Source organism: Phenylobacterium sp., from assembly GCF_030693805.1.
Taxonomy (GTDB): Bacteria; Pseudomonadota; Alphaproteobacteria; order Caulobacterales; family Caulobacteraceae; genus Phenylobacterium.
This window is the reverse complement of the sequence record NZ_JAUXZW010000111.1, coordinates 1-15675: the sequence shown is the minus strand read 5'-3', so window position 1 is coordinate 15675 and position 15675 is coordinate 1. Positions and strand designations below refer to the sequence as shown.

Annotated in this window: 20 protein-coding genes and 1 tRNA gene; 10 read left to right on the top strand and 11 right to left on the bottom strand. The window is 64.3% G+C overall.

From position 1 onward, the window contains the following. Window positions 1-255 (top strand): hypothetical protein (locus tag Q8M88_RS04860; protein WP_305595119.1); only part of this gene is annotated, 255 nt, incomplete at its 5' end. A gap of 185 nt (window positions 256-440) precedes the next feature. Next, on the top strand, window positions 441-707 hold the full coding sequence (locus Q8M88_RS04855) for a hypothetical protein (protein WP_305595118.1): 267 nt from the start codon (window positions 441-443) through the stop codon (window positions 705-707). A gap of 256 nt (window positions 708-963) precedes the next feature. Here Q8M88_RS04855 and Q8M88_RS04850 read toward each other — a convergent pair whose 3' ends face one another. Together Q8M88_RS04850 and Q8M88_RS04845 are read right to left on the bottom strand one after the other, a co-directional pair. Next, window positions 964-1278: a hypothetical protein gene (locus tag Q8M88_RS04850; protein WP_305595117.1), complete on the bottom strand. Its 315-nt coding sequence runs from the start codon at window positions 1276-1278 to the stop codon at window positions 964-966. Window positions 1279-1336: 58 nt separating this feature from the next. Beyond that, window positions 1337-1573, bottom strand: a complete 237-nt coding sequence (locus Q8M88_RS04845) for a hypothetical protein (RefSeq protein WP_305595116.1) — start codon at window positions 1571-1573, stop codon at window positions 1337-1339. Between the two features lie 413 nt (window positions 1574-1986). On the opposite strand from Q8M88_RS04845, the gene Q8M88_RS04840 reads away from it, so the two are divergent. Both Q8M88_RS04840 and Q8M88_RS04835 read left to right on the top strand, forming a co-directional pair. After that, window positions 1987-2667 (top strand): SHOCT domain-containing protein, encoded by a 681-nt coding sequence (locus tag Q8M88_RS04840; RefSeq protein ID WP_305595114.1) that lies wholly within the window; start codon window positions 1987-1989, stop codon window positions 2665-2667. 313 nt (window positions 2668-2980) lie between these two features. After that, a complete protein-coding gene (locus tag Q8M88_RS04835; protein ID WP_305595113.1) occupies window positions 2981-3298 on the top strand; it encodes a hypothetical protein in 318 nt (105 codons plus the stop codon). Window positions 3299-3343: 45 nt separating this feature from the next. On the opposite strand, the gene Q8M88_RS04830 is transcribed toward Q8M88_RS04835, so the two are convergent. Both Q8M88_RS04830 and Q8M88_RS04825 read right to left on the bottom strand, forming a co-directional pair. Continuing rightward, window positions 3344-4186, bottom strand: coding sequence for a DUF5681 domain-containing protein (locus Q8M88_RS04830; RefSeq protein ID WP_305595112.1), 843 nt, complete (start codon window positions 4184-4186; stop codon window positions 3344-3346). Further along, window positions 4183-5508, bottom strand: a complete 1326-nt coding sequence (locus Q8M88_RS04825) for a DNA methyltransferase (RefSeq protein WP_305595111.1) — start codon at window positions 5506-5508, stop codon at window positions 4183-4185. Before Q8M88_RS04825 ends, Q8M88_RS04830 begins: the two co-directional genes overlap by 4 nt. 322 nt (window positions 5509-5830) lie before the next feature. Here Q8M88_RS04825 and Q8M88_RS04820 point away from each other — a divergent pair, with 322 nt between their 5' ends. Genes Q8M88_RS04820 through Q8M88_RS04810 form a run of 3 tightly spaced genes read left to right on the top strand, consistent with a single transcriptional unit; the run spans window position 5831 to window position 8162 of the window. Beyond that, entirely contained in the window at window positions 5831-6130 is a 300-nt protein-coding gene (locus Q8M88_RS04820) for a DUF3489 domain-containing protein (protein WP_305595110.1), read from the top strand. Next, window positions 6127-6531: a DUF2924 domain-containing protein gene (locus Q8M88_RS04815; RefSeq protein WP_305595109.1), complete on the top strand. Its 405-nt coding sequence runs from the start codon at window positions 6127-6129 to the stop codon at window positions 6529-6531. Before Q8M88_RS04820 ends, Q8M88_RS04815 begins: the two co-directional genes overlap by 4 nt. Beyond that, the gene (locus tag Q8M88_RS04810; RefSeq protein WP_305595108.1) at window positions 6528-8162 is read left to right on the top strand and encodes a recombinase family protein; all 1635 of its coding nucleotides are present in this window, start codon (window positions 6528-6530) and stop codon (window positions 8160-8162) included. The genes Q8M88_RS04815 and Q8M88_RS04810 overlap by 4 nt, the downstream gene beginning before the upstream one ends. 381 nt (window positions 8163-8543) lie before the next feature. Here Q8M88_RS04810 and Q8M88_RS04805 read toward each other — a convergent pair. Then, window positions 8544-8633: transfer RNA gene (locus Q8M88_RS04805), tRNA-Ser, on the bottom strand. Between the two features lie 160 nt (window positions 8634-8793). Here Q8M88_RS04805 and msrA point away from each other — a divergent pair. Beyond that, the gene (msrA, locus tag Q8M88_RS04800; protein WP_305595107.1) at window positions 8794-9447 is read left to right on the top strand and encodes a peptide-methionine (S)-S-oxide reductase MsrA; all 654 of its coding nucleotides are present in this window, start codon (window positions 8794-8796) and stop codon (window positions 9445-9447) included. Next, window positions 9444-9785, top strand: a complete 342-nt coding sequence (locus tag Q8M88_RS04795; protein ID WP_305595106.1) for an MmcQ/YjbR family DNA-binding protein — start codon at window positions 9444-9446, stop codon at window positions 9783-9785. The genes msrA and Q8M88_RS04795 overlap by 4 nt, the downstream gene beginning before the upstream one ends. Here the strand turns inward: Q8M88_RS04795 and Q8M88_RS04790 are convergent. The 6 genes from Q8M88_RS04790 to lepA all read right to left on the bottom strand — a co-directional run bounded on the left by Q8M88_RS04790 (window position 9782) and on the right by lepA (window position 14750). After that, window positions 9782-10483 carry a DUF599 domain-containing protein gene (locus tag Q8M88_RS04790; RefSeq protein WP_305595105.1) on the bottom strand — a complete coding sequence of 234 codons (702 nt, stop codon included), beginning with the start codon at window positions 10481-10483 and terminating at the stop codon, window positions 9782-9784. The genes Q8M88_RS04795 and Q8M88_RS04790 overlap by 4 nt on opposite strands. Further along, entirely contained in the window at window positions 10473-11804 is a 1332-nt protein-coding gene (locus Q8M88_RS04785; protein WP_371132629.1) for an MFS transporter, read from the bottom strand. The genes Q8M88_RS04790 and Q8M88_RS04785 overlap by 11 nt, the downstream gene beginning before the upstream one ends. Window positions 11805-11950: 146 nt before the next feature. Next, window positions 11951-12109 (bottom strand): DUF3309 family protein, encoded by a 159-nt coding sequence (locus tag Q8M88_RS04780; RefSeq protein ID WP_305595104.1) that lies wholly within the window; start codon window positions 12107-12109, stop codon window positions 11951-11953. Between the two features lie 88 nt (window positions 12110-12197). Next, window positions 12198-12596, bottom strand: a complete 399-nt coding sequence (locus tag Q8M88_RS04775; protein WP_305595103.1) for a DUF983 domain-containing protein — start codon at window positions 12594-12596, stop codon at window positions 12198-12200. A gap of 113 nt (window positions 12597-12709) precedes the next feature. After that, window positions 12710-12847, bottom strand: a complete 138-nt coding sequence (locus Q8M88_RS04770; RefSeq protein WP_305595102.1) for an entericidin A/B family lipoprotein — start codon at window positions 12845-12847, stop codon at window positions 12710-12712. A 97-nt stretch (window positions 12848-12944) separates the two neighbouring features. Continuing rightward, window positions 12945-14750, bottom strand: a complete 1806-nt coding sequence (lepA, locus tag Q8M88_RS04765; RefSeq protein WP_305595101.1) for a translation elongation factor 4 — start codon at window positions 14748-14750, stop codon at window positions 12945-12947. A 147-nt stretch (window positions 14751-14897) separates the two neighbouring features. On the opposite strand from lepA, the gene Q8M88_RS04760 reads away from it, so the two are divergent. Next, window positions 14898-15545 carry a DUF1134 domain-containing protein gene (locus Q8M88_RS04760; RefSeq protein WP_305595100.1) on the top strand — a complete coding sequence of 216 codons (648 nt, stop codon included), beginning with the start codon at window positions 14898-14900 and terminating at the stop codon, window positions 15543-15545. Window positions 15546-15675: the final 130 nt, after the last annotated feature.

Sequence of the window (15675 nt, the reverse complement as noted above, 5' to 3'; positions counted from 1 at the left end):
CAGATCAGATGGATATCGCTTGGTCTTCTTCGCGATCTTGGCCATCCGGCCACGGCTCTGCTCGGTCCACATCCCGAGCTTGAATCACAGACCACGATGAAGCGGAATCACCGCTCACGCCTTTTCCAAACAGCCTCTCAGAAACAAACGTTCTGGAACACCATTATTCCGGCCTGGGAAGCGCTATCGTCTACAGGTGCCTTTCGACCGTTCAGGTCGCCGCAGGTATCACAGGTGGGGCTGTCCGCTCGATGAGTTCAGTCGAACTTGCCTCAATGACACAGACAACACCCGTCGGCGTTTAGCCGCCATGCCCGGCGGGCGCAGAGTGGACGTTCCACCAGTCGCATCGCGAGGATCGTCATCATCTGGAATGCGTAACCGCGGGGACCAAAACCGAACTCTTGCGTTCTGGCCAGGATGGAAACACCGGAGGCGCTATGACCCGTATCCTCGCCCTTGCCGCGCTTGCTGGCACGCTCACCCTTGCCGCGGCTTGCAGCGGTCCAGAGGAAGACGCTGGGCATCGCCAAGCCGATGCCGTTGAAGCGCAAGGCGAAGCGCAGGCCGACGCGCTGGAGCGTCAAGCCGACGCCGCGCCGAGCGCTGTGCAGAAGGACGCGCTGAATAGGCAGGCGGATGCGGTCGAGGACGCGGCCGACGCTAAGGCGGACGCGATCGAGAAAGAGATCGACCGCAAGCACTGAAGTTCAAGGACATTCTGCAGTCGTCTGGAATCCTAACGCCAGGCATCGGTACGGATGATCGGTCACCCAGCCGCCGAGGCCTTGATCGTGTCCTTAGGCGGGTCCGTTAACAGCGGATGACTTCATCGCGGCTGCGACCCAGGGAGCGACGCGATCGGTGATGTCGATCAATCCGCGACCGCGGGTCTCAAAGCAAAGGATCTCGGCTGCTTGCCGCATAATCCGCCCCTAGACGGGAAAGGCGAGGGGAGAGCGTCTAACCGCTCTCAGCACGGCGCAACGTCTCAAGCGCAACTGGTCCAGCCTGGCTCGTAAACACCAGCGCCGACGAGGAGCCGGACTGCTGAGCAACACCGGAGATATGGTGCTCGCCGCTGTCGTACACGGTCTTCTTTCCGTCGCGCTCCACAAGCAGCCTGCGCTTCGCGGGAAAGAACGCGTAGCGCATGCCGTTTTGAGCGCCACTGGAGGAGGGTTGTCCAAGCTCGGTCGGCCACCACGGCGGATCGAACTTGAGCGGCTCCATCGGCTTCATGGGCTGCATCGGAGCCATAGGCGTCATCGGCTCCATAACATCATCTCCGCTCTTGAGGTGGGCGCGATCTCTCGCCTAACACCCAACTCGGAGATCAGTTCGTAACGCTTGGCCGCGCGGGCAGCGCCGGGACTACGAAGCGCCTGCCGAGTGAGCCGTCACGCAGATGTATTTCGATGCTGCTGTTCTCGCCTGCGTCCGCCAGGCCCTGCGCCAGCCGGATTGCGGCGCTCTCCGCGGACGCGCCGCTGCTGAAGAACTGTTCGGTCGCGATGGCGTCGCTACGCAGCATCCACCCTTGCGCCGCCGCTTTGATCGAGATGGTCTTCATCTGCCCCTCCTTTTCGGACACGTCCAGGCCTGCAGGGCAGCCAAGGAAGCGCATGCCCTTACGTTAAGCTTAGGCCCATCGAGCGCCGCCGTCTGTTGGGCTCCTTACAGCACACACGCTAGCGCACTCGCGCTTAGGTCGACCTCGACTTGAGCCCACGCCTCTTCCGAGCCATGGTGCGCGCGGGTGAGCCAAATGGCTCCCTGGGGCGTGGAAACCCCTCCGCTAGCGGCTCGTGTGCAGCCGTTACCAGCACTCCTCGACCATGCGGTCGGGGAGGCGGCAGTGTATGTCCAGGGTGCAAGCCTAAAGACTGTCGCGGCTCTCCTAGCGGAGGCTTTCCAACTCCCCGATCACCAGGCGGGGTGTGAGCCAATGGCGCGACGTTCCCCGTCAAGAAGGGGCGTTGATCCATGAAGGGGCTATTTCAAATTCTCGGGTTCTTGATCGTCGCAGGCGCGCTCGTCGCCTCGATCTTTGGGATTCCGCTACTGGGGCTGTGGCTGCTTTGCGTTTTCGTAGGCGCCGGCGGACGAGCCGAGAAGTCCAAGGCGATCGTCGCCAAGGTGTTGATGGGCGACGAAACCGTCATCGGCCAATCCCTGCAGCACCGCGCGTTCGCGTTCTTTCATCGCCGCGACGCGGTGGTGATCACGACTAGTCGCACCATCCTCATCAAGCGTGGCCTGTTGGGTGGCTTCAAGATGGCCGACATCCAGTGGAAGGATCTGCTCGACGTCACCATCGACGAGAACATCCTCAGCGGCCTCTTCGGCTCGAATTTGAAGTTCACCCATTTGAACCGCTCGCTGCCGGCGATCTCGGTGGACGGCATACCCAGCGACCCGGCCTCGAAAATGTACGCCGCGGCGCAGTCTGAAGAGCAGGCCTGGGAAGAAAAGCGTCGCGTCCGCGCAATCGAAGAGGTGCGTGCGGCGTCTGGAGGCGTGATCGTCAACACGGGCTCCGGCGGCGAACGAGGCGGCGGGGAGATGGCCGACGAAATCGCCAAGGCCAAGGTGCTCTTCGATCAGGGCGCGGTCAGCGACTCTGAGTTCCAGGAGATGAAGGCGAAGATCCTCGCGCGCTCCTAGGACGCGGGCCCTTGGCTTAGCGGCGAAAAGCTGGCCGTGGACGTCGCCGCTGAACGGAGCGGTGGTGAACCCATGGCCGCCTCCTCAGCCCAGGACGAAGATTTTGCCGACGGCGATGAACCGCGCCGCCTGATCACGATCGGGTCGGAACTCTCGGCCAACCCTAAGGCCATGAACCAGCAGGAGGAGATTCTCAGGCTGTTCGACGAGGCGGCCGCGGCTGGCGCGAGGGCTTGGCAGAGGACCGCTGGCCCACCTCGCCGCGTCGTTTGGCACCCTGGCCGCGACTCGTAGGCGTGGCTAAGGTGGCGGCATGAACCGCTTTCGCGAACTGGTGGGCGCATCGGGCGCCGTCTATCGCTTTAGGCTCTGCGAGGACCTGAGCGAATTGCCGGCGCAGGCCGGCAACTTCGTGTGGATCAGTTCGGAGTTCAGCCCGGATGAGGTCGTCTGCTGCGGCATCGCGCGAAGCCTCCTCGAGGTCAGGGCGGCCTCGGCGGCCGTGCTGCTAAGGCGGCCCTCGAGCCGCCTATACCTGCGCCTGAACGTTGGGCGTGCGGTGCGCGAGGCGGAACACCAGGACATCGTCGCGGCTGTGCAACCCTTGCTGATTCTGGCCGAGGCCGCGTAGCGGCGTCTAACCCGGCCTGCCACGCCCGGGGAATGGCGGAAGCGGTCACTTTGGGTCGATCTGGACGCCTGGTTTGAATTTCGCGAGGCCGACCTCTCCTCGTCGTTCTCGTTCAAGCGCCCGCGCTAAGATCGCCTGCAAGCCCGGATGCGTACTGCGCCATTTCTGTAAATCAAATCCCGGCTTGCGCCGCGTGGCCTCGTCGGGAAATAGACCATTGGCAGCGTCCAATCTCATTTGTGCGTGCTTGAGCTCCGACTCAATTCCGGAATCCGTACCCTTCCGGTCCTTCAGGTCCTTGTAGAATGCGAGGTCCTGCTCCGCCTCCACTGCAATGGCGCGCTGTGTGGCCCACAGCGCCGCTTCGTCTTCACTTCCAGGCCCATTGTACAGAACCTTAAGCGTGTTCTCATTGATGGCGATATCCGCTGGATCAGGGATCATTACAGGCCGCGTTTTACCTGCACGGTCGTGCTCTTCAAATATTTCCTTGCATTCAGCCTTGTACTTAGTGGCTTTTTCATAGGTGTCTGCGCGTGCTTCGAATAGGTCGTCGTATGTGGTTTTTACCAAAGTTGTTATCGCCATCTGCGCCTTATGATCACCCTTGAGCGCCGACACGGTCATACTGCGGAGAACGGCCTGGATTGCCGGCAGTTGAATAATCTTGCCATTCTCTTTGATCTGCACAGACCTGAGAGCTTCGCTTAGAACGTAACTCTCCATACTAGCGTCGATGATCGGATCGAAAGGCTCAGGTGAGCGGTTCTTCCGCGGCCGACCCCGCGGATTGCCTGATTTGCCCTTCTGAAATTGATGCTCACGGGGCGGTTGGCCGTAGCCAGCCTTGGCCGGCTCAGGCGCATCGTCATCCTTAGATCCACTCATTCCGCGGCCTCCTTGCGACGCATGGCTTCGACGTTCTCAAAAGTGGCCCCCCCGTCTGTGAGCAGGGCGGGCTTGCCGGTGACGCGCTCAAAGCGACGCAAAATGGTGTCGCAATAGAGTGGGTCAAACTCGATCAATCGGGCTGAGCGCCCGCATTTTTCGGCTGCGATCAACGTCGTGCCGGATCCCGCGAAGGCGTCCAGCACAAGGTCGCCGCGCCTGGAGCAATCCTTGATGGCGTCGACGACCAATGCTGTAGGCTTCACGGTCGGATGCATCGCCAGCGCCTCGCCTCGTTCGGCGCCCATGCTGCTGACACCTGGATAGTCCCAGACGTTGGTTCGGTAGCGACCGCCGTCGCCTAGGCCGAAGTTGTTGGTATGCGGCGCCGTTCCAGCCTTGAAAACGAACACCAGCTCATGCTTCGAGCGGTAGAAGGTTCCCATGCCGCCGTTGGTCTTGTTCCAGACCACCACGTTCTTGAGCTCGCTGAACACCGCAGCGCCCGCCGCCAGCAATTCCCCCATGTGACGCCAGTCCATGCACACGAAGGCGATTGCACCGTCACGGCTGAACTGAGCCATCGGCCCCAGCGTGCCCGTGAGGAAGTCGGTGAAGGCGTCCATCGACATTTCCCCGGCGCCCATGGCGAATTCGCGATGCCGAATGCGCCCGAGGCCAGTCACATGGCCGTCGATCGGCACATTGTACGGTGGATCGGTGAAGATCAGATCGGCGCGCTTGTCGTCGAGGAGGCGCCGGTAATCGTCCATCTCGCGCGCGTCTCCGCAGATCAACCGATGGCGACCCAGCGTCCAGATCTCACCGCGACGAGTAACGGCGTGTTCCGCCGTGGGCGGGATGTCGTCTTCAGGTCCCCTCGTTGCCCTCGGATCGGCGTCATGGGCGGCGTCTATGCGAAAGTCGACCTCCGCGAGCGAGAAGCCGGTGAGGGTGAGATCGAAATCCAGATCGACAAGCGCCTGCAGTTCGATGGCCAGAAGTTCCTCGTCCCAACCAGCATTCAGCGCGAGCTTATTATCTGCGATCACATAGGCGCGACGCTCCGTCTCGCTGAGATTGGAGAGTTTAAGGGTCGGAACGCCCTCCAGACCCAACTGCTTGGCGGCCGCTACGCGTCCGTGGCCGCAGATGATCTCACCTTCGTCGCTGATCAGCACGGGATTGGTGAACCCAAAGCGTTGGATGCTGTCAGCGATTTGTTTGATCTGCTTTGCGGTGTGCCGCCGTGCGTTGCGCGAATAGGGCTTTAGCGATCCTGGCGGGATGTGCTCGATGGTAAGTGAATCAGTGTGTTTCATGCCGAATGGCTAGCACGATTCTGAGCATCTGCAATTCGTATCGAAAACATAGTCCATTTTGCAGGGCAAAACATCAATTAACCACTGATTAATCCTGGATCAACGGTGGGTATAATCTGATTAGAATGCGAGGAGTGCTACGAGGTATACATAAGGGGACTGGCCCCCCAACCGAATTTTAGGGGAAGGGGGGCTGACCCCCCACTGAAGACTGGACACCGCCCGTCGGGCGAGCATTGCTGTTCGCGTCCAGCCCGGCCCAGTCCGGGCTCTGCTCGGTGGGGCCAGCCCGGTCCCAGGCGAGCAAAGGACGATCACCATCATGGCCAAGCAACCAGGACGCGGCCGCGCCAAAGCCGCGGCGCCCATAGAAGACCCCACTATTGTCGAGCCAGCCCCCGAGCGTCGGGTAACCCGTACCGATGCGTTGATTGCGCTGATGCGGACGAATGGCGGCGCAACGGCTGCCGACCTTGCCGCTGCTGTTGGCTGGCAGGTCCACTCAATCCGCGGATTGATCGCCGGTACGCTGAAGAAGCGCTCAGACCTGACCCTGACTGCGGTCCGCTCCAACGGCGTCACCCGCTACTCAGTCACCGACGCCGCGGGGCCGGAGGGATGATCCCTCGCGATGTGGAATTCGAAGGCCTGAGTCTTGAGGAACTGCGAGATCGCTGGCGAAGCCGCTATGGGGCCGCGCCAGCGCTGCGCTCGCCGGAGCTTTTGGCCCTAGTGCTGGCCTGGCGCATCCAGGCCGACGATCAAGGCGGTCTGGACGTGGACCTCCGCCGTGCGCTTCGCCGCCCGGCGGGCGTCAGGACCGCGCCGGCGCCCACGGCTGGAACCCGCTTGGTGAGAGAGTGGGACGGGATCGCACATGAGGTGATCGTTACGAGCGAGGGCGAGTTTCTTTATCAGGGTGATCACTATCGCAGCCTTTCCGAGGTGGCTCGGCATATCACCGGCGTTCGTTGGAACGGGCCAAGGTTCTTCGGATTGCGAGGGGAGGCGGCCGCGGGATGAGCAAGGCCGCTCCCGCCACGAAGGTAGTTCGATGCGCGATCTACACCCGCAAAAGTTCGGAGGAGGGGCTCGACCAGGCCTTCAACAGCCTTCACGCTCAGCGGGAGGCTTGTGAGGCCTACATCAAGAGTCAGGTCGCCGAGGGCTGGCGGGTCCTGCCCATGGTCTACGATGATGGCGGTTTTTCCGGCGGGACCATGACCCGTCCCGGGCTAGATAAACTCTTGGCCGACGTCGATCGCCGCCGGATCGATACGGTCGTCGTCTACAAGGTCGATCGCCTGACCCGTTCACTCAGCGACTTCGCCAAGATCGTTGATCGGCTGGATGCCGCGGGCGCTTCCTTCGTCTCGGTAACTCAGGCGTTCAACACCACCACCTCCATGGGTCGACTGACCTTGAACGTCCTACTGTCGTTCGCTCAGTTCGAGCGAGAAGTCACCGGCGAGCGAATTCGCGACAAGATCGCCGCCTCCAAGGCCAAGGGCATGTGGATGGGCGGTAACCTGCCGCTCGGTTATGCCGCACCGATAGACACGCAATCCCGCGCGCTGGTGGTCGATCCAATCGAAGCGGTGACCGTGCGCATGATCTTCCAAACCTATCTGGCGCTGGGATCGGTGCACGCGCTGGAGGCTTGGCTCGACGCGGAAGGCATTCGGTCCAAGCTGTGGACGGCGAAGAATGGCCGCGACGTGGGTGGCGCCCGACTATCGCGCGGCGCGCTCTTCTATCTTCTGAAGAACCGGACCTACCTCGGTGAAATCCCACATCGTGAAAAGTCCTATCCGGGGCGCCATCCCGCCATCATCGAGGCGGCGCTCTTTGACGCGGTACAAGCCAAGCTCGGCGAGCATCGCGCTCAATGGCGCGAGCGACCGCTGAAAGCTGCGACCATGTGCTTGAGGGGGCTGCTGTTTGACGCGGAAGGCGCGCCGATGAGCCCGAGCTTCACGCGCGGTCGGAACGGACAGATCTACCGCTACTATGTCTCCTCGCCCCTGCAGTGCGGGCGCCCGGTCAAACCGAACGCCAATGCGATCCATCGCGTGCCCGCCTCGGAGATCGAAGCCTTGCTGCGCGACCAGTTGATCGCGCCGCTGGGCGCGGCCGTAGACGCCAGCCTGAACGATCTGCTGGCGTCGGTTTCACGAATTGAGATTGAAGCGGAGGCTGTGCGGGTGATCCTGATGCGCTCCAAGGTGGGCCGGTCGGCGCTCGCCGGCTGCGACCCGGTTCATGACGATCCGGCGCGGGTGATGCTGACCCTGCCTATCCGGTGCCGCATTAGGGGAGGGCGAACCCGGATCGTTCCGCCGGCGGGATCGGAATCCCAGCGCAAGCGCCGGCGCGATCCTGTGCTGATCCGCGGCTTGAGACAGGCCCATCGGCTGGCGGCCGCCATGGGGTGGCGGTGCTCCGACGGAACCATTGACCTCCACGGCGCGCGGGCTCCGAAAAGCGCCTATGACCGCAAGCTCAGCCGGCTCGCCTTCCTCGCGCCCGAAATACAGCGCCTGATCCTAGAGGGCCGTCAACCGATCGGGACAAACCTCGAAATGCTGGTCCACGTGGCGTTTCCGACGTCGTGGGCCGCGCAACGGGAGCGCTTGGGTCTGCTAGAAAAATGATCCCTGTTGCCGTCGTGGTCGGTCCCTGTTCCGCAGGAATATTTTCCCTGTAATCCGCAAAAAAGATCCCTGTTATTTCGCGGGGTACACGCCGCTGTGTCTGCCGGTAAGTGCCTGATTAGTCGGCCAAAACCGTAGGTTCGACCTCACATCCTGGTCTCGAAACGGATAGCGATTTTTTCAGATATTCGCTGTTAATACCGGTATCAGGGAAACTCCACCGGATCGCGGACGGCCAGAGACGGGCGCGGCAATTGGCTCGATTGCGCGGGGAATGGCGGCGCAAGAGCCCTGCCTGCCGGCGGCTTGGGGCCAAATAGGCGCGGGTGTTCCGCCCCTTATGCCAGATCAGGGATCTTAGAGAACACTTCCAGGGGTGGTTGGCGGTGAGAGTGGGATTCGAACCCACGTTAGGCTTTCACCTAAACACGCTTTCCAAGCGTGCGCCTTCAACCACTCGGCCACCTCACCCCGCGCCGCCAGGGCGTCCCGCCGGGAGGCGCGCAATATACTCATGAGCCCCGGCGCGGCAAGGGTTAGAAGCCGTCAGGCGTTCGCGCTCGCGCGGGCGGGTGCAATCGGCGTGCGCGGCGCCTATGTTGGAGCTTCACGCCAGCCGAGGACGCCCCCCATGTTCTTCCTCAAGAAGACGCTTGAGCTTCCCACCGCCGACACTGCGCTGCCCGGTCGCGCGCACCCGCTTCCCACCGCCGAGATCCATTTCATCAACGGCCACCCGCTGAAGGGGCCGTATCCTGAAGGCTCCCAGACCGCGGTGTTCGCCATGGGCTGCTTCTGGGGTGTCGAGCGAATGTTCTGGAACCTGCCAGGGGTCTGGGTGACCGCCGTCGGCTACGTGGGCGGCTCCACGCCCAATCCCACCTACGAGGAGGTCTGCAGCGGCCGCACCGGCCACACCGAGGGTGTGCTTGTGGTCTACGATCCCAAGGTGATCACCTACCCGCAACTGCTGAAAGTGTTCTGGGAGGGCCACGATCCGACCCAGGGCATGCGCCAGGGCAACGACGTGGGCACCCAGTACCGCTCCGGGATCTATGCCGCTGACGATGCTCAACTGCAGGCGGCTGAGGCCTCCAAGCTCGCCTACCAGCCGGCGTTGAGCTCGCGCGGCTACGGCCAGGTGAGCACGGAGATCGCGCCGGCTGGCCCGTTCTATTTCGCCGAGGACCATCACCAGCAGTACCTGGCCAAGAACCCCAACGGCTATTGCGGCGTCGGCGGCACGGGCGTCGTCTGCCCGATCGGGACCGGCGTCGGGGCGTGACGCCTGCGGCGCTCGACGCCGCCTGCCGCGCGCTCGCCGCCGTCACCATGGACGTCCAGTGGGGCGGCGATCACGTCTACAAGATCGGCGGCAAGATGTTCGCCGTCGCGGGTTCGGGCGGGGGGCTGTCGATCAAGGTCAGCGACATCGCCTACGAGGCGTTGACGCAGGACGGGCAGGCGCGTCCGGCGCCCTATCTCGCGCGGGCGAAATGGGTGCGCTTCGATGACCTGGCGGCGCTGGACGTGGATGAAGCGCGCGACCTGCTGCGCAACGCCCACGTCCTGGTCGCTACGAAGCTGACCCGCGCCGTGCGCCGCGGCCTCGGCCTCGGCTAGCCGTCCAACAGCCTGCGCAGGTCGGCGATGGCGTTGGCGGCCGGCGATCGGCGCTGACGCCACACCAGCAGCACCAGGGCCCCCACGCTGGCGACGCCCAGGGCGATCGGCCCGAACAGCCAGGCCGCGGCGGCCAGGGCGAAGTAGTAGCCCCTGACGCCGGAGTTGAAGCTCGACAGCGCCGGATTGATCAGCCGCGCGGCCACCGCGCCGTACTGTTCCGCCTCCTCGGCCGTCGAGGCGAGCGGCGCTGCTCCCATCACCGCCAGGCAGTAGTTCATCTGGCGGATCGACCAGATGAAATCGAGCAGGCCGCGGGCCAGCGCGACGATCACCAGGGCCAGTTGCGCCTCGAACAGCAGGCGGCTGGAGGTCTTGATCACCAGCAGGCTGGACGCGCTGCGGAAGGTGGCCTCGCCGCCGAACAGTACGCCGGCGGCGGCGGCGATCAGCAGCAGGTTCGACGAGGCGAAGAAGCTGGCCGAGTTCAGCGTCTGGGCCAGCAATTGGCCGTCCATGAACCGGTTGTCGCGCAGCGCCATGTTGCGCATCCACGCCCCACGGATCACCGTCATGTCGGTGTGCAGCGTGTTGCGCCGGCGCAGCAGCAGCCGCTGCAGCGGCTGATAGCCCAGCCAGCAGACCGCGAAGACGCCGAGCGCGGCCAGGTTCCCAGGTCCGAAGACGTCAATCCTCAAGGATCAAGCTCGTGCGGTTGGTGTTGCGCAGCCGCAGGCCGATCGCCAGCGACACCGCCATCATCACCGAGACGTAGATGTAGAAATAGCTCTCGTGGTTCTGCTGCTTGAACCATAGCGCGGCGTACTCCGCTGTGCCGCCGAACACAGCGTTCGCGGTGGCGTAGGGCAGGGCGACGCCCAGCGCCCGGACATTGGCGGGAAAAAGTTCGGACTTCACCGCTGCGCTCACCGCCGAATAGCCTGAGATGATGATCATCAGGGCGGTGACCATCAGATAGGCCGAGAAGGCGTTGTCGACGCGGCTGATCGCCGACATCAGCGGGTAGGTGAACGCAGCCCCGCAGCCGAAGCAGAAGATCAATGTCGCCTTGCGGCTGAACTTGTCGGATAGCCAGCCGATCAGAGGCAAGGCGAGCATGAAGGTGACGAGGCCCGCCGCGATGATCGCCGTGGCGGTGGTCTTGGCGAAGCCGGTCGTGTTGACCAGGAACTTCTGCATGTAGGTCGTGTAGGCGTAGAAGGCCAAGGAGCCGCCGGCCGTCAGGCCGAAGGTGATCGCCGTCTCGCGTGGATGATCGCGGAACAGCATCATGGTGTGGGCGCGCTCGTGCCCGGCTTCCTTGGAGGCGGTGTAGGACGCGGTCTCCTTCAGGCCGCGGCGGATCCAGAACACCACCACCGCCATCACCCCGCCGATCAGGAACGGTATGCGCCAGCCCCAGGTGTCGAGGTCTTCCGGCGACAGCGTCGCCTGCAGCAGCAGCAGGATGGCGATGGCCACCAGCTGGCCCATGATCATGGTCACGAACTGGAAGCTGGACCAGAAACCGCGCCGGGTCTTGCCGGCCACCTCGGACATGTAGGTGGCGCTGGCGCCGTACTCTCCGCCCACCGACAACCCCTGCAGCACACGCGCGAGCAACAGTCCGGCCGGTGCGAACGCGCCGATCTGGGCGTAGGTGGGCATCAGTGCGATCACCAGGGAGCCGACGCACATCATCAAGACGGCGACCATCAGTGCGGTTCGCCGCCCGGCGCGATCGGCGTAGAGCCCCATCGCCCAGGCGCCGACGGGGCGCGCCAGAAATCCCACGGCGAACACCGCCGCAGCCTGCAGAAGCTGGGCGGTCTGATCGCCCTTGGGGAAGAAATGCGGTGCGAAATAGAGGGCGAAGGACGAGTAGGCGAACCAGTCGTACCACTCGACCAGATTGCCGGCGGAACCGCCGAGGATCGCCTTGGCGCGCGCCCAGGACCCGGTCCCCATCGCCACGTCCCTTGGCGCTTGGGCGTCAGCCGCCGTCTCCGTCGCCGCCATGCACGTCCCCCGACCCGTTCGGCGCAATGCTAGCGAGATTTGATGTCGCGTGAAGGCGTCAACGGGGCGCCGGCGCCGGAAGTAGCCAGGAGGCGGTCACGCGTTCCGCGCGACCGCCTCCTGGAACTCGATCAGGCTTGCGAAGTCTATATTCGACCCATCAGGATCAAGATAATGATAATCACAAGCAAAAGTCCCAAGCCGCCGCTCGGAAAATAACCCCAGTTACGGCTATAGCCCCAGCTGGGCAGCGCGCCGATCAAAGCGATGATCAGGATGATCAGTAGGATGGTGCCCAAAGACATCGTCGTCTTCTCCTCAGCCGTTGTCCCCGTCGGGAGTCGCAAACGGGTTCGAACAGCAGAGGTTCCGCCCACGCGCGGCGGCGAAGGTTCAGCAGCGACTGGCGGGGTCGGCGGTGTGGAGGTGGGCGTCGGTATCCTTGACCCCAAGGACGTAGAGCACGCCGATGAAGCCGCCCTTGACACGTGGCAACAATGCAAGCGTCACGGCGGCCAGGGGTATCAGGGTTGCTGGCAGCACGATCGCCGGCGACGCCTGCCAGATGATCGGGAAGAACAGCAGCGGCGCCACGACTAGGTGACCGACGATCAGGATTGTCAGATAGGCGGGGCCATCGTCGGCGGGGTGGCGACCGAGCTCATGGCCGCAGGCCTCGCAACGCGGCGTGACCTTCAGGTAGCGCCAGAACAGCGGGCCGTCCCCACACGCAGGACAGCGCCCACGCACGCCACGCGCTATAGCCTGCAACAAGGAAGGACGACGGGACATGAACGTCCATATGACTCCGCGAAGCCCTGCCCGGTAGGTGGCGCGACGCCGCAGGGGCGCTCAATGAACGTGAGTCCCGAACCTCAAGACCTGAGCCGCGAGGCCCGTACGCGTCAGCGCTTGGCGTCTTCCGCTGTGGTGGTCACGGCCTTGCCGGCCGCCTGGACGTCCTCTCCGACGCCGGAAACGGTGTTGCAAGCGCTGACCAGCAGGGCTGCGCCGAAAGCGGCGGCGAGGATCACAAGGCGCATCGAAGTCATCTCCAGATCGACTCAATGGTGAAGCTTGATGACTCTTAGCCTGAAGGCCGCGTTGCGATCAATCCGCTGACCGCTGCAGCACCACGACCTAGTCGGCGTCCATCTTCAGGGCGGCGATGAACGCCTCCTGTGGGATCTCCACCTTGCCGAACTGGCGCATGCGCTTCTTGCCGGCCTTCTGCTTGTCCAGCAGCTTGCGCTTGCGGCTGGCGTCGCCGCCGTAGCACTTGGCGGTCACGTCCTTGCGCAGCGCCCGGATCGTCTCGCGCGCCACGATCCGCCCGCCGATCGCCGCCTGCAGCGGGATCTGGAACATGTGCGGCGGGATCAGGTCCTTCATCCGCTCGACCATCGAACGGCCGCGCGCCTCGGCGCGGTCGCGGTGGACCAGCATGGACAGCGCATCCACCGGCTCGGAATTGACCAGGATCGACATCTTCACCAGGTCGCCGTCGCGGTATCCCTCGATCTGATAGTCGAACGAGGCGTAGCCCTTGGAGATGCTCTTCAGCCGGTCGTAGAAATCGAACACCACCTCGTTCAGCGGCAGGTCGTAGACCGCCATGGCGCGGCTGCCGACATAGGACAGCTCCCGCTGCTCGCCGCGGCGGTCCTGGCACAGCTTGATCACCGCGCCCAGGTACTCGTCCGGGGTCAGGATGGTGGCCTTGATCCACGGCTCGGCGATCGAGGCGATCTTCACCGGATCGGGCAGGTCGGCCGGGTTATGCAGGTCGACGACCGAGCCGTCGGTCATGCCGATCTTGTAGACCACGCTGGGCGCGGTCGCGATCAGGTCCAGGTCGAATTCGCGGGAGAGCCGCTCCTGGATGATCTCCAGGTGAAGGAGGCCCAGGAACCCGCAGCGGAAGCCGAAGCCCAGCGCCGCGCTGGTCTCCATCTCGTAGGTGAACGAGGCGTCGTTCAGGCGCAGGCGCCCGATCGCCGCGCGCAGGTCCTCGAAGTCGGCGGCGTCCACCGGGAACAGGCCGCAGAACACGACCGGCTGCACTTCGCGGAAACCGGTCAGCGCCTTCTCGGTCTGGCGCCGCTCGTCGGTGATGGTGTCGCCCACGGCCGCGTCGGCCACCTGCTTGATCTGGGCGGTGATGAAGCCGATCTCGCCCGGGCCCAGCTCCTCGAGCTCGGTCTGCTTGGGCAGGAACACGCCGATGCGATCCACCTGGTAGGTGGCGCCGGCGTTCATCATCCGCACCTTCTGGCCCGAGCGCAGCGTGCCGTCGAACACCCGCACCAGCACCACAACGCCCAGGTAGGCGTCGTACCAGGCGTCGACCAGCAGGGCCTTCAGCGGCGCGTCACGGTCACCCTTGGGCGCGGGCAGGCGGGCGACCACCGCCTCCAGCACGTCGACGATGCCGACGCCGCTTTTGGCGGAGGCCAGCACAGCCTCCGAGGCGTCGATGCCGATCACGTCCTCGATCTGCTGGCGCACCCGCTCGGGCTCCGCAGCCGGCAGGTCGATCTTGTTCAGCACGGGCACGATCTCGTGGTTGTTGTCGATCGCCTGATAGACGTTGGCCAGCGTCTGAGCCTCGACCCCCTGGCTCGCGTCCACCACCAGGATCGAGCCCTCGCACGCGGCCAGGCTGCGGCTGACCTCGTAGGCGAAGTCGACGTGGCCGGGCGTGTCCATCAGGTTCAGGACGTAGTCCAGGCCGTCCTTGGCGCGGTAGTTCAGCCGCACCGTCTGGGCCTTGATGGTGATGCCGCGCTCGCGCTCGATCTCCATGGAGTCGAGCACCTGCTCCTTCATCTCGCGCGCGGTCAGCCCGCCGGTCTCCTGGATCAGCCGGTCGGACAGCGTAGACTTGCCGTGGTCGATGTGGGCCACGATGGAAAAGTTGCGGATGCGTTCGAGCGGGGTCGTCATGGCGCCAGCGTCTAGCACATTCGGGCGGGCGTGCGAGTGCGCGTCCGCGCGGCGGTCGTCATGCTTAACCGCGTCTTAATCCACGCCGCCGCATTCAGAACGCCAGGGGATGGGAGGCTGGCTCATACCTTTAGGAGAGACGCGTCCATGGATCGCCGCAAGCTGATCATTTCAGGCATCGCCGTCCTGGGCTCCGCCGGGTGCGCCACGGCGCGGCCGCGTGATCCGTACAACCAGGGCCCAGGCCTTGGACCGGTGTCGAGCCCGAGGCCGCCGCGCTCGCAGCCCGCCGACCCGAACACTCAGGTCGCAGAGACCTATTCGCGCGAAGAGATCGTCACCAACGTCTCGGATTTCCTGGGCGTCACCGCGGAAACGGCCGGCGGCGTGATCGAGCGGGTGTTCGGCGAATACGGCCGGCCCACCGCCTACATCGCCGGCGAGGAAGCCTCCGGCGCCATCACCGTCGGCGCACGCTACGGCCGCGGTCTGCTGTACATGAAAAACCGACCCACCCAGGAGCTGTTCTGGCAGGGCCCGTCGATCGGCTGGGACATCGGCGGCAACGCCAGCCGCGTCTTCACCCTCTGCTACAACCTCCAGTTCCCGGACGCGATCTTCCAGCGTTTCCCGGGCGTCGAGGGCTCGGCCTATCTGCTGGGCGGCATGGGCGTGAACTACCAGCGCGCCGACGAGATCACGCTCGCCCCCATCCGCGCCGGCGTCGGCCTGCGCCTGGGCGCCAACATCGGCTATCTGGCCTACAGCCGTCAGCGCAACATCCTGCCGTTCTGACGGGGTCGTGGGCCAGGGGCGAGCTGAACGCTCGCCCCGTCCTCGTCAGGCGCCGACGAAGTCCTCGTAGGCGTAGTTCGCCAGCCGGATCGACGACCCGTCCAGGAAGCTGATCACGGTGTCGCTCCCG